Here is a 23782-nt window from a genome sequence, read left to right as displayed (position 1 = left end):
CTTCAAACCTCTTTTGCAAAGGTTACATGTAATAAGGGTTACCGTAATTCGGCTGATGCTGAGGCACATTAGGAGCTTGGCTGTATGAGCTGTGCTGCGTATTCTTTTCCTGAATGAATTGCTGACACTTCTGTTGGGCCTGTTGTGCAGACTGGAGCTGCTTGTCCACATCCTGACGGAGTGCTTTGGCCGACACAGAATACATGTTGTTTTGCTGCATCAGATTGAACAGCTCTCCTTGCAATCTCAGGGTATCGTTCGTTAAATCGGTGAACATTCGACGTGTCATCGGGCAGGATGCTTCCGTAGTCGCAGTCGTATATTCGCGCGAGGTTCGTCTCAAATCTGCAAGAATCGACTTCAGCAGATCTTGCTCTTGCATAAAAGAGCCATTAGGTGATAAAGATTGTGAATACATGCATTCTCCTCCTATACAGTTAGAATAGTCTTCAATTACTGAGCTTGTGTCGGGGCAAGAGACTGATGTTGCTGAAGCGCATTGACAAGCGTGTTCAGATGCTGTTCATGTGAGCGAACATAGTGATTCAGTGCCTGTTGAATTTGTGGATTATGTGTGATGGAAGCTGTTGCTGCACACTGCTTAATCAGCAGTTCTTCATTGGTGATTGAGTCCGCAATGTAGTTTAATTCCTTGGGACTCAGTGCTTGCATCGTATGATTCTGCATGTTTCGCTGGCCTCCTCGGCATATAGTTTATGCGCAATTATTGTTAACCCGGTCACACAAAAGTATACAAATTTAATTCATAAAGGAGATGTTTCTAATGGATTTGGTCTATGGCACACCTTTTTGGCCCTCCACTTTTAATGCAACATTTGATTATTCTGCTCTGCAAGAAGACATCTCTTGTGACTGCCTCATCATTGGTGGAGGCATGGGGGGCGCATTGACATCTAAACTACTCACGGAGCAGGGTATTAATACCGTTGTCATTGACAAGAGAGATATTGCCCACGGCAGCAGTTCTGCCAATACAGGTCTTTTACAATATACCAATGACAAAACACTAACCTCATGTATCAATACTTTTGGTGAAGCGACAGGCGTGCGCTTTTATAAGCTATGTCGTGAGGCCATGAACCAGCTTGCTCAAATTGCAGACAGTTTAGATACAGACCCTTGGTTTATCCCTCGAACAAGTCTTTGTTTTGCAAGTAGCGAAGATGATGTAACTCTACTGAAGGAAGAATACGAGACGCTGAAACGTTATGGTTTTGAAGCTGAATTATGGGATGCTGACAAAATAAGCAAGCATTTTCCTTTCAGTAAACCCGCTGCGCTATACACGATGGGAGATGCAGAAGTGAACCCCTATCGTTTTGTTCATGCCTTGTTTGAATCCGCAAATAATCATGGCGCTCGAATTTATGGCCAGACGGAGATGATACACTGTGAGTACGATGAAGAAGGTGTATTATGTCACACTTCCAACGGTAAAATCCGTGCCAAGAAGGTTATATTTGCTGCCGGTTACGAGACACAGGACATCAAAAAGGATCGTGGAGCCTATCTGAAAACGACTTATGCGATTGCTACCAAACCATTGTCTGATCTTAGTGAATGGTCTGAACACAGCATGATTTGGGAGACGGCACGCCCCTATTTGTATATGCGAACAACACCCGACGGAAGAATCATCGCAGGCGGTTTGGATGAAGAAATACCTCGGGAGGATCAACGTGAAATACGGGCAAAACACCGGGGAGATACACTCCTGGAAGAGGTACGTTCCTATTTCCCTTTAGATGATCTTGAAGTCGATTATGCCTGGGGTGCCGTGTTTGGTAATACGAATGATGGTCTCCCTCTGATTGGTACCCATCCCGATTATCCGCATTCATATTTTGTAGAAGGATACGGAGGTAACGGGACCGTATACAGCATGATTGCTGCTTCCTTAATTGTGGATGCCATTGCCGGCAAACAGAATCCTGATATGGATCTGTTCTCACTCACACGCACAAATAAACCATCTCCTGTGTAACAGGAAAACAAATCAATACAAATAGGGTACAGCACGCGGAAAGTTCTCTTTCCTGTCGCTGTACCCTGTTTGTATTTCGAGACCTGCTAAGCCGCAGGCTCTTGCCCCTCCGTTCGGTTCAATAATTTGCGCATGAAGATCCATCCGATAAGTGGAGAAGCACCAAGGATAATAATAAGCCATGTTAACATGTGTAGAGACGGAGCATTTATGACCGTCACAATGAATATAGCCAATCCAAATAGTCTGCCAAGCATCAGGCATAATTCTCTCAAAACGACAAGTTCAACCCTTTTCTCCACATTTTCGCCACTGGTGCCCATCATGTCGAATCCCGCTGATATCATTGGAAGTACGTACAACGGCATCGCAACAGCACTCCCAATTCCCATGATTAACAATGTACCATAGGTCACTTTCCAGAGAAGAGGAAGCAGTACAACGAGCAGAATGAGGGCCCCGATGAACATGCCTTTCGATCTGAACTGTGGTTTGAACCACTTCCCGGCTGCCCAATAACTTACGAGTGCCACAGCTGAAGTGATGAGTGAAAACTGCCCCAATTTGTACTCCTGTGCTGTGGCCAAATATACCAACAGTGCAATCAGGAAGGCAAAGACACCTTCCCTTGCGCCCTGAGCGAATAACCCCAAGGCTAAGGTCCTCCAGGGACTATTCGGTTTGGATAGCTGTATCCAGGGTTCAGACCAGCGGTATGTACCGCTCACCTTTCTTTTTTTCAGAAAAAAACTGAAGACTACCGCTATGACATAAATGACGAGTGATACCGTAAAGATGAGCCGATATCCTGTGTTGTCTGTCATGCGAGTAATAATCAGACCGGAGAACCACGGACCTATAATTCCGGTCATCGAGCCAAGTAACCCGACCCAGCCATTGAATAGATCCCTGTTTTCCCGATCCGTTATTTCAAAATACACAACATTAAATGCGATCCAGAACAGCCCCAGTGAACAACCTAATAGAATACCCAATGGCCATATCCAGTCTACTGCTTTGGAGCCAGCCCAGAGGACGATCATATAAAATATGCCGGACAGCGCAGTACCTAGTCGAAGTGCACTCATTTTATTGTGTTCCTTGACCCATTTGCCAGCAAGCCAGAATGTCAGTCCAATGGTCAGTTGCTGACTGAGAGTGAACCATCCCAACATGGCATAATCCGGGCGGCTTTTCCACAGAAACACATTCAAAAAGGTTCCCGACAGTGCTCCGGCTAACGCAAACAATCCATTCACGCCCAAAAGCAGAATGGATTGTCGGCCTAAAGTAATCTTCATCTGCTCCTCCTTCATCCACCTGAAGTGAACTGTGTACAGGTAGGTCTTAGGGTTAACGTGCCCCAAGCAAGAGGAAAACATGATGAATCTTCAGGATTGCTTTGAAATTGTGGTTCGTATCTACGTGAAGCTTACTCTTGCGCACTCAGGTTCTGAATCAGACGCAGACGGTCATCCTCAGACAGACTGTATTGAACTTGGAAACATCCCGAGCATATATAGGTCAGCACCTTAAAAGGAGGTGACAATAGCGCCCCTTCGCCTGAAACTGCGTTAGCAACTGGCAAGAAATTATCCTGCGTTGCAGCTTGTGTACCTGCGAGAATCATGAATTCCCGACAATTCGGGCACTCAGGCACTTCTTCCTGATGATCAAGTTGCTTCTGAACACCTTGTTCATACTGAATGAGGTCATTACCCTCATCGGCATATTTGGTCAACGTTCGCAGCTCCGGCAATTTGAGTTCAACTTCATCCCCCCACAGATCTGTAAGATCCGTAGTCTGTTCCTCATCTTTTACATCATCCACATCATAGATGTCGTCCTCTGCATCATCGTTCTCTTCATCACCAATGTTAATGTTGAGCGTTCGATATCCCTTCAATTCGTTGTGGCAGTATGGACACTCCTCTTCAGGGCCAAGTTCCTCATCCCATACAATTTCCGTTTGACACCAAGGGCATATTGTTGTTTCCATATTCAATCAACCTTTCTCTTTCATCTCATCATGTATTCATCACATAGATCACACCGATGGCAAAAAACACGATCGATGCCGCAAACAGAATCCGTATCAATATCTTCATGACCGTTCCCCCTAGATAATGCTCGCGCCAATAACAAACGACAGCGAGACTGAAATAATCATGGATATCAATCCGACAGCTCGGTTATCCGCTTCGATCTCCTTATCAATGGAGAACACGGGTGTCAGGAATTCGAACAAAAAATAGGCGGTTAGCAGAAGAACAAACCCAACAAAAGACCACGTCATGGCTTCATATACCGAAGACTTGGCTTGTATACAGAACCGCAGTACGTTGCAGATCCCAAAGATCTTGCCTCCTGTAGCCATCGCAACCGCTACATTGCCCTTCTTGATCTCCGTCCAGCATTTATACTTGGTCACCAGTTCGAAGCAAGCCAGAAATACAAGCAGCTCCATAATCGCTACCGAGAAAAAACCGAGTACCATCCCCAAAGGATGAGACAGCAATTGGTCAATGCTTTTTATCACGCACCGTTCCCCTCTCCCCATCTGCGACCTTCATGAATAAGGTCGCAGAATATCATTGATTCATGGACCGGCTATTCCAATTCTGCGACGGTCACACCGTTTCCGCCTTCTCCGTAATTGCCCAGCCGGTAACTTTTAATATGTTTATGCTTACGCAGGTAATCCTGAATACCGGAACGTAAAATTCCAGTACCTTTACCGTGAATAATATAAACTTGGCCCAGGTTGGCAAGGAAAGCTTCATCAATGAATCGGTCTGTCTCCATCAGGGCTTCTTCCAGGTTGGTGCCACGCAGATCCAATTCACTTTTCACATTGTCATCACGTGTGCGTTTCATACCGGTTACCGGTTTTTGCTTCGGTTTGGCTGCTGGAGCCGATTGTTGTAGTTCCAGGTCATCCAGGGATACTTTCATTTTCATAATCCCCAATTGTACCATAGCGTCTTTACTGCCCGACATCTCTACAACATGGCCTTTTTGATTCAAACTGTAGACAAGCACTTCATCACCAGGACCGATGGCACGAGTCTTCGGCGCTGTTGCCGTCTTCTTGACCGTTTTCCTGCGTTTCTCCGGTTCAGCCTCGTCCAGTTGTTTGCGGGCAGCAATGAGTTTGTGCTCCTTAACGGAAGCACCTTCCTCCATAGCCAACAGGCGAAGATCTGCTATAATCTTCTCCGCTTCCGCGCGTGCCTTGTCCACAATCCTGCGTGCATCTTCTTCTGCTTTTTCAATCCGGCGATCACGCTGCTGTTCCAGCTTCTCCAGTTCCGCCTGATGACGACTGCGTAATTTCTCCATGTCCTGGCGCAAGCTCTCCGCCTTCTCACGCTCTTGTTCAGCTGTAAGACGGTTCTCTTCTAGGGAAGCAATCATGTGCTCAATCCGTTGATCCTCTTCCTTCACTTCGCCACGGGCGTAATCGAGAATGTAACCTGGCAGTCCCAGTCGCTCTGCAATGGCAAATGCATTACTTCGTCCCGGTACACCTACCAGAAGGCGATAGGTTGGACTCAATGTGTTAATGTCAAATTCCATGCTGGCATTAATGACACCTTTACGCTCATAAGCGTATGCTTTCAGTTCACTGTAGTGGGTGGTTGCAACCATGCGACATCCCGTCCGGTGCATATGCTCCAGCATGGAGATCGCCAGTGCGGACCCTTCAGCCGGGTCTGTTCCTGCTCCAAGTTCATCGAGCAATACCAGACTCTTCGGCGTCATATTCTTCAGAATGCGAATGATGTTCGTCATATGACTGGAGAACGTACTCAGATTCTGCTCAATACTCTGCTCGTCCCCAATGTCTGCATAGATCGCATCAAATACACATAGCTGACTGCCATCCTCAGCCGGAACAAATAAACCGGACATCGCCATCAGGCTCAGCAATCCAATCGTTTTGAGCGTTACCGTCTTACCACCCGTATTCGGACCTGTCACGATAATGGATGTGTAATCATTGCCCAACTCTATGTCGATTGGAACCACGTTTTCGATCGGTATCAATGGATGACGGCCCTTCTTCAGTTTGAGGAACCCGCGGTCATTCATGCGTGGTAATGTTGCTTTCAGTTCACGAGCCAGACGTGCTTTGGAGAAGATAAAATCAAGCGATCCCAGCAAGTCGACATCATACAGCAGCCATTCACCCTGCTCACTGACAAGTGCCGTCAATTTCTGCAAAATAATCTCTATTTCGCGTTCTTCCCGAATCCGGGTTTCGCGTAATTTGTTGTTCATGGCTACAATCGATTCCGGCTCAATGAACAATGTCGCACCCGAACCGGACTGATCGTGCACAATCCCGCCAAAGTACGAACGATATTCAGCTTTTACCGGAATAACAAAACGGTCTCCTCTGATGGTGATGAGCTGATCCTGCAACATCTTGGATACAGTAGAGGATCGAATCATGGAATCCAGCTTTTCGCGAATACGCGCTTCACCGCCTCGCAACTCACGACGAATCTGAGCCAACGTTACGCTTGCACTGTCGGCAACCTCTGCATTGTCGTCAATACAGATTTTGATGGCATCCTCAAGCGTTTTTTGCTCTGACAGTTGGTCACTGATATAGAACAGAGATTCGATGGGCTCATCTTCATGCAAAGTACCAATCTGACGTTTCAATCGCCGCGCCGCAAAGGTCGTGTTGGATATTCCCAAAAGTTCGTGAGGGTTAAGTGTGCCTCCAATTTCAGCTCGTTTGATGGAAGCTGTAATATCTACAATTCCCCCAAACGACGGGGAGCCTTTCAAGCGATCGAATGTAAAGGCTTCATCGGTTTGCTGCAGCAACCGCTTCACTTCTTCAAGTTCACTGCTTGGTTCAAGTTGCTCCGCTTTCTTTTTTCCCATGCTCGTCTGGGCAAAGCTAAGCAATGTATTTAAAATTTTGCGATATTCCAATGTGTGTAAAATTTTCGTGTCCAAGTGTACAACTCCTTCCAAACTATATCTGTATTATAACGAAAGAAACTTTCTTACGCTATTTAACGAATCCTTCCACACATAACTTAAACCATAGCACCACAAACTACAGGTGTCAGGATTGTGCAACCTCTCCATACCCTTGGAGTTGCCCTGCTCAGTTCAATCCGAAATAAAAGGAGGTAAACACCATGAATTTCCTGGGACATGTCGTGCGATTTATCATCGCCGCAATAGTATTAATGGTGGTTAGCTGGATCGTTCCCGGATTCGCCGTTGGTGGCTTCTGGAGCGCCCTGCTGCTTGCTCTCGTCATTGCCCTGCTCGGCTGGATTGTTGAAGGTATCTTCGGCAAAAGGGTCAACCCGTTTGGTCGCGGTATTGTCGGATTTATCGTTAGCGCACTGGTGATTTGGCTTGGTCAATATGTTGTAGATCATGTTGAAGTCAGCCTGCTCGGTGCCATTCTCGCTGCGCTGGTTATCGGGATTATCGATCTATTCATCCCGGTTTCCACCCCTTTTGATGCAGGACGAAGCTCCAAAAGTTAATCTACATTTCACCTTAACGTTCCAATGAATATTCGCTTAAACCTCTGAAGGCTCCGTGCCGGAAGAGGTTTATTTCATTTGGGCAGTACCCCTCTATGACATAGACGTACAATTTTCAAAAAACCGACATACGCAGCGTGTACAGGCATCCATATATTGCGGTATGATGACTGGAGCAATCATTCAAATTTTATCCATATCAAGCTTAAGGAGGCACATGATGAAGAAAGGCATAACATGGCTTGCTGCCTGTATGTTAATTCTGGTCCTCGCCGCATGCGGAGGGACGAAGCAGTCCGCAGAATCTGGAAGTAATGGATCCGATGCTGAAGTTACAGCCAGTGAAGAACTGGTCATCAAGGCAAGCAACTACGAATTCGATCAACCTGAGTACCGACTCAAAAAAGGCGTTCCGGTTAACATTGTTTATGAAAATGTAAATGGAAATCACGGTATACTTGTGCCTGAGCTGAATCTTCAACTGGATACCAGAAATAGCTCCAAAGTCATAACCCCAGACAAGGTTGGTGAGTTTGAAATGTCCTGTTCTGTCTTCTGTGGTTCAGGACACAGCAGCATGATCTCCAAAATTATTGTTGAAGAATAGGTTTCAAGACAAGGAGCCCCCGCAGCGACGGGAGCTCCTTCTTTAGTATAACAAATTGTACCAGAGTACGTTGCCCACGAGCCAGTTCTGCTACATTCATTCCGCTAGGTCTGGTCCTGTTCAATCAATTCAATCCATTCGTTATATTCCGTCTGCAATTTCTTATATTCATCATGCAACTGACGATATTCCGTGTTCAGTTGCTCTGCCTTCTCCTGCTCCATCTCGCGTTCCACCTGTAACAAACGTAATTGGTTGGCTGCTAGTTCGTAACGCTCTCCCATCTCAAGCAATTCGGTTTCCATCATCTCTTTCTCTTGCGTTGCTTCTGCACGTAACTTATCCAGCTGTTGTCGTTCTTGCTCCAGTCCCTCCAGCAACTCGCTACTTGCAGCACTCTCACTCTTCCAAACCGTCAGTTCATTCTCAAGCGCGGCCCAACGCTCCTGCCAGGATTGCTCCTGAGCCGCCCATTCATCCGCACGGCGTTTCCATACTTGGTCGTTCTGCTCTGCTTGTTCAACGCTTGAGCGAAGTTCTTCTTCACGTCTCGTCAACTGCTCTAGGCGGGATGCCAATTCGGCCTGTTTGACCGACAGTTCTTCGTATTTGATCTGCCACTCCAGCGCTTCTTCCTCGGTCTGGGCCAGTCGGTTCTCTTGCTCGGAGTAGCGCTCGGAAAGTTTTGCTGAAGACTGTCTTGCTTCTTCAAGTGCTCTCACAATCTCTTGCTTCTCTGAACTCAATTCATCAATCTTGGAACTGTAACTCTCTTCCCGTTGTAATGCATCACTGTAATCGTTACGGATTTGTTTATAATTATCCTGAAGTCGGTCCAGATCTTCCCGAACAGCATTTAACTCAACTTCAAGCTCTTTGCGTTTTTCTTCCAAGAGCTCAGCATCCTTCTGGTAATGGACAGCCTCTTCATGGTTAAAACGAGACTCTTCCTTCACTACGGACAATTCATCATGAAGGGATTGCACACCAGACTCCAATGTCTCATTTTGTTCAGCAACTTCGAGAATCTGGTTCTCCAGGTCCCCGATCTCAGCCAATCGCTGTTCAGCAAGGTCTTTCCAGGATTGCTCACGTTCCGTAAGTGTGCCGATCTCATTCTGCAATGTACGCACCGCGGCATGAGCCTGTTCAAGCACCTTATGCAACCTGCGCTGCTCCTCTTCCGACTTCACTTCAGCCTCACGAAGGTTTTGGACTTCCTGTTCAAGCTGTGCGTGCTGCTCCTGAAGTTTGCGCAGCTGCGCTGTAAGAGAGGTTTCTCTCTCTACAGTTTCATTATACTTCTGTTTCCATTGTTGCTGTGCATCACGGGATTGCTGGGCAGCCTGCTCCGTTTCACGCAGAAGTTCCTGCAACTGAGACCGGTCCTCTTTCAACTGCTCCAGTTGTTGTTCCAGTTCCGTAATTCGGCGACTCTGAACTTCCTGCTCCTGTATACGGACTCCATGCTCATGACGCAACGTTTCCAATTGACCACGCTCGTGCTGGAGATGCTGTTCTTGCGCTGCAACTGTGTCCTGCGCACTGATGAGCTGGGTCATTACTTCTTCCAATTGCTCCTCGACATCTAACAGTCGAGTCTCCGCCTGTTTACGTTGTTCCTCAAGCTGCTGCTTGAGCTTGCTTCGTTCATCTTGCAACAAGGCCTCTGCCACTGCAGCGGCTTCGGTTGCCTGAGATGCTGCTGCTTCCTTGGCTTGTTGCAATTGTTCCTCAAGGGCTGCTTCTTTCTCCATCCATTCGAGTTCCGACTGTTCGGATAAGGCTTTGAACTCTGCATTTAATTGGTTTATCTGGTTCAGGCGCTTCTGCTCCGCTTGTTCCTGCAAGGCAGCCCGCTCTTGATTCGCTTGATCCGTCAGAGCCTGAGTCTGTTCCAGCGCTTTTTCTTCAACCTGCTGGAGACGAAGCTCCATCTGTTGCTGAAGTTCGTTATATTGCAGTGCCGCTTCTTCCTGAGCTTTTTTCAGGTTATTCTCTGCTTGCTCCAACTCTAACAAAATGGCCGACTCGGCTTCTTCCTTGGCTGTCTGAACCTGTTGTGCAGCTTCGGCTTCTATTTGTTGACGTTCTGCAATGGCACGACTCTCGGCTGCTTTTAATTGAGCGGCAGCCTTATCCTGCAATTCCTTATATTGAGCCGCAGCTTTGGCCTGCACCTGCTGCAATTCGGCGGCAGAATGATTCTGAGCTTCTTTTAACTGAGAAGCGGCCTGTGCCTGTGCAGTTTTGAGCTGATTAGCCGCTTTTTCTTCCATTTCCTTCAGCTGTCTCGTTGCCTTCGCTTCTGCTTCCTTGAGTTGTGTTGCCGCCTTGGCCTCTGCTTCCTTGAGTTGTGCCGTTGCCTGGGCACGTTCCTGCTCAAGCAGTGCGTTTAACTTGTCCATTTCTGCTTGCTTGTCCGTCTCAGCCTTTTGCAGCGCCTGCTCTGCTTCAAGCTTCAGCTTCTGCAATTCAGCTAGAGACTGGTCACGCCGTTCCAATTCTTGTTGATGTTCATTTTGTATGGCGTTCAATCGATTTAATTCGTTTCTCAGTTCTGTACGTTCTCCAGTAAGCATCTTCAGCTCATTCCGGATTTCCTGTGTCTGAAGAGACTGTTCAGCCATATGTACAGCCGCCAGCACCGCAATACGCGGAGTATCCAGACGGGAATTTTGCTTGGAGATCGCGCTCATACGCTCATCTACCAGGTTAGCTACTTGTTTCATATAGTCGGCACTGCTGCCAACCAGTTTATAGGAAGTCCCGTAGATCTCTACGGTGACGCGTGTACGATCAGGTGTAGTCACAGTTGTGCCCTCCTTCAAGTCTGTATGTTGATTCTAAGCTGTAATCACAAAAAAGTCACATCGATCCTCTAATGCTAAGGATTCGATGTGACTTCAAACAATTCCTGCTAATCTTTGTTCAAAAAATGTTCTTCTGTCCTATTTACGCAATTCCGCTCCGAATTGCTCTTCCAGACGAGCCACTACACGGGCATGAACTTCAGTAACTTCCTCATCGGTCAGTGTACGTTCATGATTCCGGTATACCAGTGCCATCGCCACGCTCTTCTTGTTTTCACCCAGCTTACTTCCAGTGAACACATCGAATACTTGTACAGTTTGTAACAACTCACCCGCCGATTCACGAATGGCGCGCAGCATATCTCCCGCTTCAACATCCTCATTCACAACAACCGCGATATCACGTTCCATGGCTGGGAAACGCGGAAGTTCACGATAACGAATGTCAGCGTCTGCTTCATTGTAGATCGATTCAAGTGCAATCTCTGCGATGTATACATCATTCAGATCATACTGCTGTTGCAGTTCCGGATGCAACTGACCCAATGTACCGATCAATGTGCCTTCTCCGCCATCCTTGCCTTCCAGATAAACTGATGCAGAACGTCCCGGATGGAAGCCTTCGGGGCTGTTCGCTACCAAGCGAATGCGTTGTTCCAGGCCTACATAAGCGAACAGTTGCTCAAGTGCACCTTTCAGGTCGAAGAAATCTACTTTCTCCGCTCCAACATTCCACTGCTGGTTTGCACGATTCCCGGTGAGCAGCAAGCCCAGTACTGGGATCTCATGGGGTTGCTTGGTCAGCTGATCTTCTTCGGTGAAGAACACGCTGCCCACTTCGAATACAGCCAGTGAATCCTGTTTACGGTTCATGTTATACACCGCTGCATCCAGCATTTGCGGCAAAATACTCGTACGAAGCACACTGCGGTCTTCACTCATCGGCATCGCGAGTTTCACGGCTTTACTGCCTTGTGTCAACGCCGGGAATAATGTCGCTTTATCCGGGTGCACAAAGGAATAACTGATCATTTCCTGCCAGCCACTGCCTGAGAGCACTCCACGAATAGTGCGGCGCATCGCTTGAGAGCGTGTATATGCCCCCGGAGTTGTCGGTCCTTCAATCCATGTGGTTGGAATGTTGTCGTATCCGTACAAGCGCGCAATCTCTTCGAACAAGTCTACATCAAGTGTAATATCCCCTCTGCGTGTTGGCACTTCCACATCCAGCAGTCCTTGCTCAGCATCACCACATGCAAAGTGCAAGCGAGCGAAGATCGTTTTCACCTCAAGCAAAGACAGATCTGTTCCCAGATAACGATTCAGCCTGTTCAGCGACAATTGAATGACACGTTTCTCCGCCGCTTCTGCCCCAGCTTCCACAATTCCCTGATGCACTTCACCCTCAGCATAACGCTGAATCAGTTCAGCCGCACGATCCAAAGCCGTAATCACCGCACCCGGGTCTACTTCCTTCTCAAAACGCATGCTTGCTTCGGAACGCAGCCCCAGTTGGCGCGACGTTTTCCGAACGGTTCCGCCGTCGAATTTGGCGGACTCCAAGAGCAGATTCACCGTACCTTCCGATACCTCGGAATTCTCGCCACCCATAACCCCAGCGATGGCTACAGGTTTCACGCCATCCGTAATGAGCAACATGTGCGGCTCCAGCTTGCGCTCCTGTCCATCAAGCGTAACGATCGTTTCGCCTTCGTTGGCCATACGCACTTCAATATGGCCTTTTTCCAGCTTATCCGCATCGAATGCATGTAACGGTTGACCATATTCCAGCATGACATAGTTCGTGATATCAACGATATTGTTGATTGGACGAACACCTGCAGCCATCAGACGGTTTTGCATCCAGAGCGGGGAAGCACCCAGCTTAATGCCGGTTACATAACGAGCCGCATAGTGACTGCATTGCTCCTGTGCCTTAATCTCTACAGAGATATGATTCGCAGCTGCATCACCCACTTCAACCAGTTGGTCTTTGGGATTTGGCAGCTTCACTTCACGACCCAGAATGGCACCTACTTCATAAGCTGCACCACGCATGCTGAGACAGTCGGAGCGGTTCGGTGTCAGGTCCAGTTCAAGTACATGATCGTCGAGACCAAGAACCTGGCTGATCGGCGTGCCAACCTCTGTTGTTTCCGGTAGAACAAGAATACCTTCCTGTTGATCTTTGGGCAGCAATTTATCGTTCATGCCGAGCTCTTTCGCAGAACAGATCATGCCAAGGGATACCACACCGCGCAGTTTGGCTTTTTTGATATCCAATCCACCTGGGAGCTTCGCTCCAACCAAAGCTACGACTACCTTTTGACCTGCATCCACATTTTTCGCACCACACACGATCTGCAGATCTTCTTCCTGACCGGCATCGATAACACACACATTCAGTTTGTCTGCATCCGGGTGTTTCTCCTTGCTCTTCACATAACCTACAACAACTTTATTCACGCCCTTGTTGCGGTTCTCCACTACATCAATCTCGACACCCGCACGGGTAATTTTCTCTGCCAATTCCTGTGGCGTCACACCTTCAAGGGAAATATAATCAGACAGCCAATCTGTCGATACTCTCATGGACGTTCACTTCCTTCATCTATAAATTGGTATTCCCGGTTCATAACGCTTGCTCTATATTTGTTGATCCATTGTATTGTTAAGTTACAGCCTTCCGAATTGCTTCAAGAAGGTCAGATCGCTATTGTAGAAGTGACGGATATCATCGACACCATACTTCAGCATGGCGATACGTTCCACGCCCATTCCGAATGCAAAACCGCTGTATTTCTCCGGATCATAACCACCCATTTCCAGTACTTTCGGGTGAACCATACCGCCGCCCAAAATTTCGAGCCAGCCGGTTTGCTTACATACCCGACAGCCGCTGCCGCCACATTGTACACAGGTTACATCCACTTCCGCACTTGGCTCCGTGAACGGGAAGAAGCTTGGACGCAGACGAATCTCCGTGTGGGAACCGAACATTTCGCGCACGAATTGCAGCAGGGTTCCTTTCAGATCGCTCATACGAATGTTTTCGCTGATAACCAAACCTTCAACCTGGTTGAATTGGAAAGAGTGCGTCGCATCATCGTCATCACGGCGGTACACTTTACCTGGGCAGATGACTTTGACAGGCACTTCGCCCTTCATGCTCTGCATGGTACGTACTTGAACCGGAGATGTGTGGGTACGCATCAACAAGTCTTCGGTAACATAGAAGGAATCCTGCATATCGCGCGCCGGGTGATTCTTCGGCAAGTTCAATGCTTCAAAGTTGTAATAATCCATTTCCACTTCAGGACCTTCCGCTACGCGGTATCCCATCCCGATGAAAATATCTTCGATCTCCTGTACCACTTTCGTCAGTGGATGCAGTCCGCCTTGACGTCCACGACGTCCTGGCAAAGTCACATCAATTTTCTCGGATTGCAGACGCTTCGCCGTCTCTTCCTTCTGGAAATGTTCCTGCTTGCTGTCGATGACTTCCTCAATGGCAGCCCGAACATCGTTGGCTACTTGACCAATAACCGGACGTTCCTCCGCACTAAGTGCACCCATACCTCGCAAAATTTCAGTTAATGCACCCTTTTTCCCCAAATACTTCACACGCAGATCACCGAGCGTCTGTGGATCATTCACACCAGACAACTGCTCCAGTGCTTCGATCTTCAATGCCTCTAAACGTTCTTTCATGTGTAATTGCCCCCTTTTTGTGGTGTTTTTGCAACAAAAAAAGGCCTTCTCTCCCCTGAAGGGACGAAAAGACCGTGGTACCACCCTTGTTAGACATCCATTGCTGCACGGACCTTCTGGCCTGCAACTGGTTTTGTCTCACTTTGTACGGAATAACGACCGTTAACCGTTTGCCCCTACTGTTGCCTCTGTGTCTGCACACAAACAGGTTCAGGGAACCGCTTCGGAGTGAATTTCGGCAGCCTTGTTCTACAGAAACGCTCTCAATCTACGGCGCTTCCTCCCTGTCCAGAGGCACTGCTTACTTATCTCCATCATCACGTTTGCTTGTTAGTTAAAGCTTTAGAGGTTGTCAAAAAGTCCGCTTTTGATTACGAATGATGCCTCGCGGCATCATCAGCATCGAATATAGCATTCAGCCGAAATGTCCGTTGCTCACGTAGTTTTCCTACGCTCCGCTACTCCATTTCTATCTTCATCCCATCTTCTCGGTACTGAAAACCACTCTTTTTGAACACATACCCTATATCGATGTAATCATCGATGATCGTTCATAATTATATGCAAAATAGATCGAAATAGCAAGCCGTCCATGTTCTAATTTATGCTTGCGCCCTTATCTTTCAATTGTTTCAGACGCTGCTGGATTTTGCGAATCTCAGCTGCCTCGACTGCTCGCTCATTCGAATGCTCGGGCTGTGTCAGACTGTCTTTTCCAGCAGTGCTCACAGGAGACAGCAACTCCGACAGGCGCATCTCCAATCGCAACCGCTCGTCATCGGATTCCCGTGTCTCCAGCGCACGCTCCCGAAGTTTGCTGGACTGCTCACAATCCGACACGCCTCCTTCAAACAGGGTTGCTGTGCCCCCAGCTTCCAGATCGCACAATCGATTCGCAAGTGTCTTCGTCAGCATCCGGTCATGAGATACAAGTACCAAAGCACCTGAAGCCTGTTTTAATACATTCTCCATGACTTCCTGGGTATCGATGTCCAGATAGTTCGTCGGTTCGTCCAACACCAGCAGATTCGCTCCACCAAAATACAGTCTCAGAAATGCCACTCTGCACTTTTCCCCCATGCTCAAATCCCCAATACGCTTGAACACGTCATCCCTTGAAAACAGGAAACATCCCAGAATGGTACGTGCCGCACTTTGTGTCATGGATGGGAGGGTAAGCAAACTATCCAGCAATGTTAAACTCTCGGGAAGCCCTTCCAGCTCCTGTGAAAAGTATCCGATTTTCAGCTGTGGATGCCGTGTTACCTTGCCCTGCGACGCTTCCAGCTCACCAATCATCAACTTTAACAGTGTCGTCTTGCCCGTTCCATTAGGACCTCGTACTGCAAGCCGATCTCCGCGTTCAACGGTGATTCGAAGGTTACGAAGCACTGGCTCGTTACCCGTATATGAAAAACTCACCTCATCCAGGGCAACAAGCTGTCGTGCAGCCAGTGGATTCATCTGCAATTCCATGTTCAACTTTGCAGCTTCACGAGGTTTATCGACCCGTTCCCGCTCCAAACGTTCCAGCTGTTTTTGTTTTGCATGGTAACGTGAAATATTTTTGTTGGCTTTGGCCTTGTAGAAGCTCTGGGTGATCTTCACCTCCACATCGGTCGCTGAATTATGCGCTTTATGGAACCATTCCTGGTAGTTTCGAATCGTTTCTTCCAAAGCCTTACGCTCCAGCTCCTGCCTGCGGTAGATCGTTTCCTGTTCCCGTAATTCACGCTCTTTGTGGAGCTTGTATTCGGAGTATCCGCCTTTGTATTTGGTCAGGGCATCTGCACTGAATTCAATCACTCCTGATGCTACCTCATCAATAAAGGTTCGATCGTGAGATACAAATAACAGCGTACCTTCGTATGAGGATAACCACTCTTCAAGCCAGCGCATGCTTCCCTCATCCAGATGATTCGTCGGTTCATCCAGGATCAGGAATTTGGGCTTGCTGACAAGAAGTCCTGCCAGGCGAGCCTTTGTTTTTTGTCCACCGCTCAAAGAATGATAGGGTCTGTTCCAATGCTCTGCGGATAGTCCAAGACGTGTCAGTACCTTCTCTACTTCAGTCTCCCACATGTAGCCGTTAAGCTGTTCATATTGCTCCATCACTTGCGTATAGGCTGCAAGCAGCTCATCATCCGCTTCAGTGCTAATGCTCAAACGTTGCTCCAGTTCTTCCAAACTCCGTTTCACTTCATAGATCTGACCGCTCTCACGCCGGACCGCATCCAATACATTCATGCCCGTCTCAATCTCCGAGCGCTGGCGCATGAATCCCCAATCCTGCTGCGGAATATGCCGTTCAATCCGTCCACCACCGTGCTCTTCTCCCAAAATGATTCGTAACAACGTCGTCTTGCCGCATCCGTTACGACCCAGAATGGCAAGTCGCTCGCCCTCATTAATCTCCAAATTCAATCCTGTAAACAATTCAATGCCGTTCCATTCTTTTGATACTTCATGTAAGCGTACCAATGTCATCATGAGGCCTCATCCTTCCTGCATCCTTTTTGCTAAACAAAAAAACCGCTGGCATCAGCCGGCGGTTTGGCAATTCAGGGTTGGATCAAGCATTCAAAGACAGATCTAAGGTAAGCTACGGCATGAACAAAGAAACCCCAAACACAGGGTACACGTAAACCTCCAAGGTCTACTTGTTCCATACCTGATCCCATAGCTGAATTTGGACACACGAATCCCCTCATTGCTCAGCCGCTCTGGCTGACTGCGTCATAAAACTGTCTGCAGTTAACTGGGGTCAATTCATGTGTTTTACTTCATGGGACGTATGGTTACCTCTCATTCATGTGTAGTATCAATTTCTCCGTTATTGTACCAGATCATTGTAAAAAAGCAAAGGTTATAAATTATTCTGAAAGAATACATACTACTCACCAATCTGATGACATGCAGTCTTCTGATGATTGCTTTTATTCAAAAGTTTCTTTTATGACAGAAAAAAAGCCCTTGCATCGCAAGGACTTCGGTTTTGCTTCGTTAAGCGGGTGATGGGAATCGAACCCACGCTATTAGCTTGGAAGGCTAAAGTTCTACCATTGAACTACACCCGCATGAATGAAGATTTAATTGTTAAGTTCTTTAGGAAGTTAACAGTGATTTTACAAATAATAATATACCATGATCCTTTATAGCATGCAAGTCATGTTTTCCATTTTTTTCATTACGTATCAACATTAAAAAAGCAGGAGCACTCTTGCGCCCCCGCTGTTCCCTATCCTGTGGGCTTATCCACATCTCTCAAAAACTGCTTTTCAAATTCAGCGGCTTTAATCGGTTTGCTAAAGAAATAGCCCTGAGCCTCATGACAGTGCTGATTGCGGAGAAAGATCATCTGGTCTTCGTTCTCCACGCCCTCGGCAGTCACTTTCAATTGTAAATGATGCGCCATTGAAGTGATGGTAGATACAATCGCAGCGTTATTGCTGTCCTCCATGACTTCATTAACGAATGAACGGTCAATCTTGAGCCGATCAATCGGCAGATCCTTCAGATAGTGCAACGAGCTGTATCCCGTTCCAAAATCATCAATACTGATATGCACACCAATTTCTTTGATTTTGCGCAACTGTTCGAAGGATCGGTCTTTATCAAATGTCATGCTCTCTGTAATCTCCAGTTCAAGCCATACGGGCTCTAGTCCTGTCTCCTTGAGAATGCCATTGATATTGTCCAACAAATGGGAATGCCTGAATTGTCTCATCGACAGATTCACCGAAACACACAGCTTACGATAACCAGCTTCCTGCCACTGTTTGTTCTGTGCACACGCTTCACGAAGCACCCATTCGCCAAGAGGCACAATGAGCCCACTTTCTTCTGCCAGAGGAATAAATTCCGCCGGAGATACCGAGCCTCGCTGCGGATGCTGCCAACGAACCAATGCTTCCATACCCACGATCAGACCACTTTGCAGATTAACCTGCGGCTGATAGACCAGGTAGAACTGACCTCGATCCAACGCCTTGCGCAGATCATTCTCAAGCTGCAAACGCTCCTGTGCCTTCATCTGCATCGCATGGGCAAAACGATTCAGTTCCATTCCTTGTTCCTTGGCACTGTGCAGAGCCGTATCCGCATTCTGAATGATCTCCTGTGGCGACTCACCATCATGCGGGAAAATGGCCATACCGATTCCAAGGGTAAGGTGATACTCATTGCCATCAACCAAAACGGGCTTTTCAAAAAGTTGAAGAATGGATCTTGTCCGTCGCAACGCCGTATTGGTTGAACTGAAATCTGTCATTGTCAACGCAAACTCATCTCTTCCCAGCCCAAAGACTTCTTCTCCTGGAAGTGACGAATGTTTCAGTCGTTGACCTACCTGACGCAAAACACGGTTAGCTGCTTGCTGTCCGAGCGAATCATTAATGGTCTTGAACCGGTTAATATTCAGGACCAGTACAGCAACAAGCTGTTCCTCGACCACGGCATCATCCATCATTATTTTCAATCGTTGTGAAAGCCGACGACGATTTGGAAGTCCTGTTACATCGTCATGATGAGCAATATAGTTCATCTTGGCCTCCGCGACCTGCTGTTGCAGGAAAGGTGTGTCCACTACGGACGTATACAGTCCTTTTTGAATGAAAAAATATGCCATACAATTACTCAGCAACCCCAGCAGCAGATTGAGATCATTCACCCCCGTTGCTGAAACAAAATAACATTCTCCAAAAAAGAAACATAAGATGCCGCATAGAATGGTTGGTACATCACCATCTTTGGATTTTTTCCATTGTACAAACAAAAGAACTGCAATAATGGCATAGAGCAACCCGACCATAAAATGAACCCGGGTGAAGATTCCACCAAGCACATCCCCATCAAGCATATTTGGCAACATGCTCCACTCCTGAATCGCCAATATGTACAAAATAACAAAGGCACCCAATGTTCCACTGAAGAGCAAGAACCTTCGTGGTAATGCAATTTCTTTCTCATTTAGGGTATATACGAGCAGCAAACCTACTGAACACACCAAAGATCCCATGGTTGACATCATTAAGGAGAACTCTGATTCCATCATGGCTCCATTTGGAATCTCTTCTGCAAATGAAACGATATGAACCAGTTCAAACAGACCAATCAATAAAAAGAGTGTTGTCAATAATGTTCTCCGAAGAGTTAGCTTCTGTGTCCGAAACAACCAGCTTTGATTGTAGATACCGATACAGGCCGCTGCCGCAGCGAATCCACCCAAGAGTGTCAAAACCGGGTAACCCGATAGGGTCAGATCAGAGCTTGAAGAGGAACGGAACCATTGACTTGCGAGGAAACACAATAAGCCGCAAACAGCGACCCAAATTATTTTTCTCTGATCTTGCAGATTAACCTTCATGCCGTGTTTTCCTTCCCGGGGTCACCTATCCTGAATTACATTAACCAAACTCAACAGCTTACTACATGATTCGACAAAAAAACATATTAACCAACGTTCAATTCACATGCATACACATGCTATCTGGTACATAATAACATTTAAATCTGCATACGTGAACTAAAAAATAGTCACTCCTAGGAATATTTATTCATAAATATAGAGAAAAACAAGGCATTAAGAACTAAAAAAACATGGATCTCCAGTTAGAGTCCATGTTTTCCTAATTTGCAACTGTATATCAGACTATATTACTTATCAAAATTCACTTCTGGCGTTGTTAATTTATCATAGAAATCAACGACCTTATCCTTGTCTTCCGATGAGCGAATCGCCATCGCTGAACGTGGGTGCTCGTCCAACGCCCCTGTAATCATGTAAGGCAGAATGTAACCCCATTCTTCTTTTTCTCTCAGTGGAACCATCAACTGTTCCAATACACCAAGTACTGGACGCAGATTGTATTTAGTTCCTTTCAGATGAGCTACCAGCAATTCGGTTGGACAGTTTCCTGCCGCGCGTCCCATACCATACACAGAGGCATCAAGCAGCTCAACGCCAAGTTCCGCCGCAACCAATGTGTTAGAAAACGCAAGCTGCATATTATTATGTGTGTGAACACCAAGACGTTTGTTAGGCAAATGAGTCTTGAACTTCTCTACCAGATATTTCACATCATTATGATCCAGACTACCGTAAGAATCGACAATGTAGACAACATCCACAGTACTTTCTTTGATCAATTCAAATGCTTCGAGCAGCTCATTCTCCATAACATTAGAGAGTGCCATAATATTAAGTGTAGTTTCATATCCACGATCATGGAATGTTTGAACCAGCGCAAGCGCCTTATCTACATCTTTGCTGTAGCAGGCAACCCGGATCAGATCCAGCATGCTCTCACTGCGAGGCAAGATATCATTCTCGTCCACACGTCCAACGTCAACCAGTGCAGACAGTTTGGTATTGCCTTTTTGAGGAATCACTTTACGCAAGAAATCATCATTCAGGAAACGCCATGGTCCTGCTTCCTCAGCACCTTTCAGTAACTTCGGAGAGTTTTTGTATCCAATTTCCATATAATCAACGCCAGCTTCATTCAACCCAGCATACAGCTGTTGAACAAAGTCCACGCTAAAGTCCCAATTATTTACCAATCCGCCATCACGGATCGTACAATCTACAATTTTGCAATGATTTGTCTTCATTAATGTCTGCTCCTTTTCTGACCAACTTGTGTATTCCTCTCATGATACTTGAACGTGACAAGAAAAGTAAAGGGATTCCGGACTTATTTACTTCGATAAGATTTCCAGATTCGATCAATCTCAACCATATCTGATGCATCTGGAACCTTTCCTCCATACCGCACGCTGTTATACGCATCTGGCAGTCTCGCAGACAGCTCATCTTCCTCTAGCTTCACACCATTCTGAATAATGGTCTGTGCAGCCTCGAGCGGAGTATGCGTCCCCTGTATTCCCACTCCTCGATGAGTAGCTCTATCGATCCAAGTCCGATAGTAATACCGAACACGTTCAGTCTCCTGAGCAGGTACCACTTCTTTTCTCCGAAACCAATTCTTCCGAACTTTTGCTGGCGCATCAAGTGTCTCACTCACATCGATATACTCCGTTCGTGGTTCTGCCTTCTTTTCACCAGGTTGTAACATTCCCTTGAATCGTTCCATGAGTCTGTTTATCGTTTTTCGTCCCAACCTCAGAAGCAGCCACAGGATTGCTCCTGCTACAGCACACATCACTACCCACCCCAGAATGTTCCAGAAGACTGAGGGCTCGGATGGGGGCTCTCTCCAGTCATTCGGGAGATTTAGCTGCTGATCAGGAGTGTCCATTGGCAATCGTGGCTCCTCGCCGGATATCGGGCCAAACCATCCCCTGATCCATGCGAGCAAGCGGTCACGTAGCGGTCCCAGCCATGATGCGAGACTTGGGAAAGCACCGATCGCGACGATGACAATAAACATCCACATGAACCGCTGATGATTCGCACGTGCAAAATCTCGTAAAACCAATCTTCTCTTGCCATCATTGAGCATTGCCTGGTCCAGTTGCAGCATATATCGTCCAACCAGCCAAAAGGCAAAGCTGATCACTCCCGCAATATAGATCCATAGGGTATAGGTTCGTATCGGCTGCATGAATTCCAATGAATTCGAAGCAATCATAAGTACAATCGCACTGATTACACCCATAATCTGCAAACGCCATAACAATACAGAATGAAAGACTGGCTGGAAGGTCAGACCTGCATAAGCCGAGATGACTCCACACAGTATCAATGTGATGATATCCGGCATCGGGAGAATGAGGCTCATTCCTACAACGAGTCCGAAGAAAAATCCTACGAAAAGTGCCGTTACTCCACGAATAAATGTACTTTTCTCGCTAAAACCCGGAATTTTATACTGAATGAATTGTCCCAACCAACCCACGAGAACAACCAGGATGAATAATATATACGGCAAATGTTCCATGGCATAGAATGAAGCGAGTGTAAATATCGGAAATAGGTATATACCAGCCATCAAGACGGCAAACATCGCTATGAGTCCCTTGGTCGTCGCTGCCTGTCTGCTGCTCATGCACTCACCGCCTTCGTATTCCCCTTTACGTCTTCTACCGGGAGAATCGTCACACGATGCCCTTGTTCATGCAGACGTGCAATCTCATGCTCCATAGCGGCAGATACATAGGATGTAATCAGCAGATAGCTACGGATTTGTTGTGCTTCTTCATTCAACCGCACTTCATCATTCAGGAATTGCTCCATGGGTACCATGCATTTCAGCTCTGTCTCCGCCATAGCTTCCAATAATCTTTCCAGATGGGGTGTGCCATAATCTGGCTCAATCCGAAGTGTATCGCGGCCGCCACCCACATGATAACCATTATGGGCGAAGCCTGCCGGTAGCCCTCTACCGATAGCATCCACTGCAGCCGTGGCAGCGTAACGGAGTGCCCGTTCAATCTTTTCGGGTCGAGTGACAACACTCCACATATCTGCAGATTCCTGAATATTGACTATAATCCAGGATTGCGGATCAGCTGTCCATCCCTGCTTGTAGACTTGTAATTCACCTGTACGTGCACTCGCTTTCCAGTGAATGCGATTCATGGGGTCACCTGCGCCATAAGGCCGAACACCCAGAATCAAGAAAGGATCTTCAACGATCCATCGTGATACTTCCACTTCTCCCTGCCATACCTGATAAATTGCAGGAAGATCCTCTGCATTCACTAATGAAGGATACACGACCATAGACATTTGCAAAGGAATCGGTTTGGTGGAACGCCACACGCCAAAGAGATCCCCACCTGTCATCGTTGCTGTATTTAATGGATAAATCCCACGCTGAGTACATGTAAAAGGATGCTTGCGCGTAATACGAGTAAACGGTTTCAACGTAAAAATACTCTTGTGGTTCTGATAGATTTCGCCTTGGCTAATATCCATACCTGAGCCGGAACGAAATACAAACGACACGGGCATCATCGATTCAAGTCTGAGCCACGGTACGGAGACTCGCTTCTCATTCGATATCGTCTCCACCATCTCAAGTTCATCTCCAGCGTAACAACGCAGCTTGCTGAATTGTCTACTGTACTTGAGCTTTCGCAGTGCAGGTCGTCCGAACCACACACCATGTATAACAACGACAATGCCTCCAACAAGGACAAGCCATAATAATGCCAT

General features: G+C 47.0%; 17 protein-coding genes and 1 tRNA gene. 3 read left to right on the top strand and 15 right to left on the bottom strand.

Going from position 1 to position 23782, the window contains the following annotated elements:
• Positions 1–22: 22 nt before the first annotated feature.
• A complete protein-coding gene (locus tag MKZ12_RS09040; protein WP_339260029.1) occupies positions 23–418 on the bottom strand; it encodes a spore coat protein in 396 nt (131 codons plus the stop codon).
• A 35-nt stretch (positions 419–453) separates the two neighbouring features.
• Positions 454–687, bottom strand: coding sequence for a hypothetical protein (locus MKZ12_RS09035; protein ID WP_339240841.1), 234 nt, complete (start codon positions 685–687; stop codon positions 454–456).
• A 97-nt stretch (positions 688–784) separates the two neighbouring features.
• Between MKZ12_RS09035 and MKZ12_RS09030 the strand changes: the two genes are divergently transcribed.
• Entirely contained in the window at positions 785–2005 is a 1221-nt protein-coding gene (locus tag MKZ12_RS09030; protein ID WP_339260026.1) for an FAD-dependent oxidoreductase, read from the top strand.
• An 86-nt stretch (positions 2006–2091) separates the two neighbouring features.
• On the opposite strand, the gene MKZ12_RS09025 is transcribed toward MKZ12_RS09030, so the two are convergent.
• The 4 genes from MKZ12_RS09025 to MKZ12_RS09010 all read right to left on the bottom strand — a co-directional run bounded on the left by MKZ12_RS09025 (position 2092) and on the right by MKZ12_RS09010 (position 6982).
• Positions 2092–3306, bottom strand: coding sequence for an MFS transporter (locus MKZ12_RS09025; RefSeq protein ID WP_339260025.1), 1215 nt, complete (start codon positions 3304–3306; stop codon positions 2092–2094).
• A 131-nt stretch (positions 3307–3437) separates the two neighbouring features.
• The gene (locus tag MKZ12_RS09020; RefSeq protein ID WP_339260023.1) at positions 3438–4004 is read right to left on the bottom strand and encodes a hypothetical protein; all 567 of its coding nucleotides are present in this window, start codon (positions 4002–4004) and stop codon (positions 3438–3440) included.
• A gap of 120 nt (positions 4005–4124) precedes the next feature.
• Positions 4125–4565: a DUF350 domain-containing protein gene (locus tag MKZ12_RS09015; RefSeq protein ID WP_339240835.1), complete on the bottom strand. Its 441-nt coding sequence runs from the start codon at positions 4563–4565 to the stop codon at positions 4125–4127.
• A 50-nt stretch (positions 4566–4615) separates the two neighbouring features.
• A complete protein-coding gene (locus MKZ12_RS09010) occupies positions 4616–6982 on the bottom strand; it encodes an endonuclease MutS2 (protein WP_339260022.1) in 2367 nt (788 codons plus the stop codon).
• Positions 6983–7170: 188 nt separating this feature from the next.
• Here MKZ12_RS09010 and MKZ12_RS09005 point away from each other — a divergent pair, with 188 nt between their 5' ends.
• Entirely contained in the window at positions 7171–7530 is a 360-nt protein-coding gene (locus MKZ12_RS09005) for a phage holin family protein (protein ID WP_017689637.1), read from the top strand.
• Between the two features lie 217 nt (positions 7531–7747).
• Positions 7748–8137 (top strand): cytochrome C oxidase subunit II, encoded by a 390-nt coding sequence (locus MKZ12_RS09000; protein WP_339260020.1) that lies wholly within the window; start codon positions 7748–7750, stop codon positions 8135–8137.
• Positions 8138–8241: 104 nt separating this feature from the next.
• On the opposite strand, the gene MKZ12_RS08995 is transcribed toward MKZ12_RS09000, so the two are convergent.
• The 9 genes from MKZ12_RS08995 to MKZ12_RS08955 form a co-directional block, all read right to left on the bottom strand.
• The gene (locus MKZ12_RS08995) at positions 8242–10950 is read right to left on the bottom strand and encodes a hypothetical protein (protein ID WP_339260018.1); all 2709 of its coding nucleotides are present in this window, start codon (positions 10948–10950) and stop codon (positions 8242–8244) included.
• 138 nt (positions 10951–11088) lie between these two features.
• Complete coding sequence (gene pheT / locus MKZ12_RS08990) at positions 11089–13542, bottom strand: phenylalanine--tRNA ligase subunit beta (protein ID WP_339260017.1); 2454 nt, start codon at positions 13540–13542, stop codon at positions 11089–11091.
• 84 nt (positions 13543–13626) lie between these two features.
• A complete protein-coding gene (pheS, locus tag MKZ12_RS08985) occupies positions 13627–14661 on the bottom strand; it encodes a phenylalanine--tRNA ligase subunit alpha (protein WP_339260016.1) in 1035 nt (344 codons plus the stop codon).
• Positions 14662–15258: 597 nt separating this feature from the next.
• Positions 15259–17151, bottom strand: coding sequence for an ABC-F type ribosomal protection protein (abc-f, locus tag MKZ12_RS08980; protein WP_339260015.1), 1893 nt, complete (start codon positions 17149–17151; stop codon positions 15259–15261).
• Positions 17152–17667: 516 nt separating this feature from the next.
• Positions 17668–17738: transfer RNA gene (locus MKZ12_RS08975), tRNA-Gly, on the bottom strand.
• Positions 17739–17899: 161 nt separating this feature from the next.
• Positions 17900–20026 (bottom strand): EAL domain-containing protein, encoded by a 2127-nt coding sequence (locus MKZ12_RS08970; RefSeq protein ID WP_339260013.1) that lies wholly within the window; start codon positions 20024–20026, stop codon positions 17900–17902.
• 290 nt (positions 20027–20316) lie between these two features.
• Positions 20317–21273, bottom strand: a complete 957-nt coding sequence (locus tag MKZ12_RS08965) for an aldolase catalytic domain-containing protein (protein WP_339198382.1) — start codon at positions 21271–21273, stop codon at positions 20317–20319.
• A gap of 83 nt (positions 21274–21356) precedes the next feature.
• The gene (locus MKZ12_RS08960; protein WP_339260011.1) at positions 21357–22670 is read right to left on the bottom strand and encodes a hypothetical protein; all 1314 of its coding nucleotides are present in this window, start codon (positions 22668–22670) and stop codon (positions 21357–21359) included.
• Positions 22667–23782 (bottom strand): DUF58 domain-containing protein, encoded by a 1116-nt coding sequence (locus tag MKZ12_RS08955; RefSeq protein WP_339260010.1) that lies wholly within the window; start codon positions 23780–23782, stop codon positions 22667–22669. The genes MKZ12_RS08960 and MKZ12_RS08955 overlap by 4 nt, the downstream gene beginning before the upstream one ends.

It is taken from the genome of Paenibacillus sp. FSL R5-0713 (assembly GCF_037973325.1).
GTDB lineage: Bacteria > Bacillota > Bacilli > Paenibacillales > Paenibacillaceae > Paenibacillus.
The sequence above is the reverse complement of the archived record's forward strand: the minus strand, read 5'-3'. Positions and strand labels throughout refer to the sequence as shown.

Excerpts from the sequence above, each read along its gene's own strand:
- abc-f (WP_339260015.1), bottom strand. The coding sequence starts at position 17,151 with ATGATGACATTGGTACGCTTACATGAAGTATCAAAAGAATGGAACGGC.
- MKZ12_RS08965 (WP_339198382.1), bottom strand. The coding sequence starts at position 21,273 with ATGAAGACAAATCATTGCAAAATTGTAGATTGTACGATCCGTGATGGC.
- MKZ12_RS09020 (WP_339260023.1), bottom strand. The coding sequence starts at position 4,004 with ATGGAAACAACAATATGCCCTTGGTGTCAAACGGAAATTGTATGGGAT.
- MKZ12_RS08960 (WP_339260011.1), bottom strand. The coding sequence starts at position 22,670 with ATGAGCAGCAGACAGGCAGCGACGACCAAGGGACTCATAGCGATGTTT.
- pheS (WP_339260016.1), bottom strand. The coding sequence starts at position 14,661 with ATGAAAGAACGTTTAGAGGCATTGAAGATCGAAGCACTGGAGCAGTTG.
- MKZ12_RS08955 (WP_339260010.1), bottom strand. The coding sequence starts at position 23,782 with ATGGCATTATTATGGCTTGTCCTTGTTGGAGGCATTGTCGTTGTTATA.
- MKZ12_RS09000 (WP_339260020.1), top strand. The coding sequence starts at position 7,748 with ATGATGAAGAAAGGCATAACATGGCTTGCTGCCTGTATGTTAATTCTG.
- MKZ12_RS09040 (WP_339260029.1), bottom strand. The coding sequence starts at position 418 with ATGTATTCACAATCTTTATCACCTAATGGCTCTTTTATGCAAGAGCAA.
- MKZ12_RS09025 (WP_339260025.1), bottom strand. The coding sequence starts at position 3,306 with ATGAAGATTACTTTAGGCCGACAATCCATTCTGCTTTTGGGCGTGAAT.
- MKZ12_RS08970 (WP_339260013.1), bottom strand. The coding sequence starts at position 20,026 with ATGAAGGTTAATCTGCAAGATCAGAGAAAAATAATTTGGGTCGCTGTT.
- pheT (WP_339260017.1), bottom strand. The coding sequence starts at position 13,542 with ATGAGAGTATCGACAGATTGGCTGTCTGATTATATTTCCCTTGAAGGT.
- MKZ12_RS09015 (WP_339240835.1), bottom strand. The coding sequence starts at position 4,565 with ATGGGGAGAGGGGAACGGTGCGTGATAAAAAGCATTGACCAATTGCTG.
- MKZ12_RS09035 (WP_339240841.1), bottom strand. The coding sequence starts at position 687 with ATGCAGAATCATACGATGCAAGCACTGAGTCCCAAGGAATTAAACTAC.
- MKZ12_RS09005 (WP_017689637.1), top strand. The coding sequence starts at position 7,171 with ATGAATTTCCTGGGACATGTCGTGCGATTTATCATCGCCGCAATAGTA.
- MKZ12_RS09030 (WP_339260026.1), top strand. The coding sequence starts at position 785 with ATGGATTTGGTCTATGGCACACCTTTTTGGCCCTCCACTTTTAATGCA.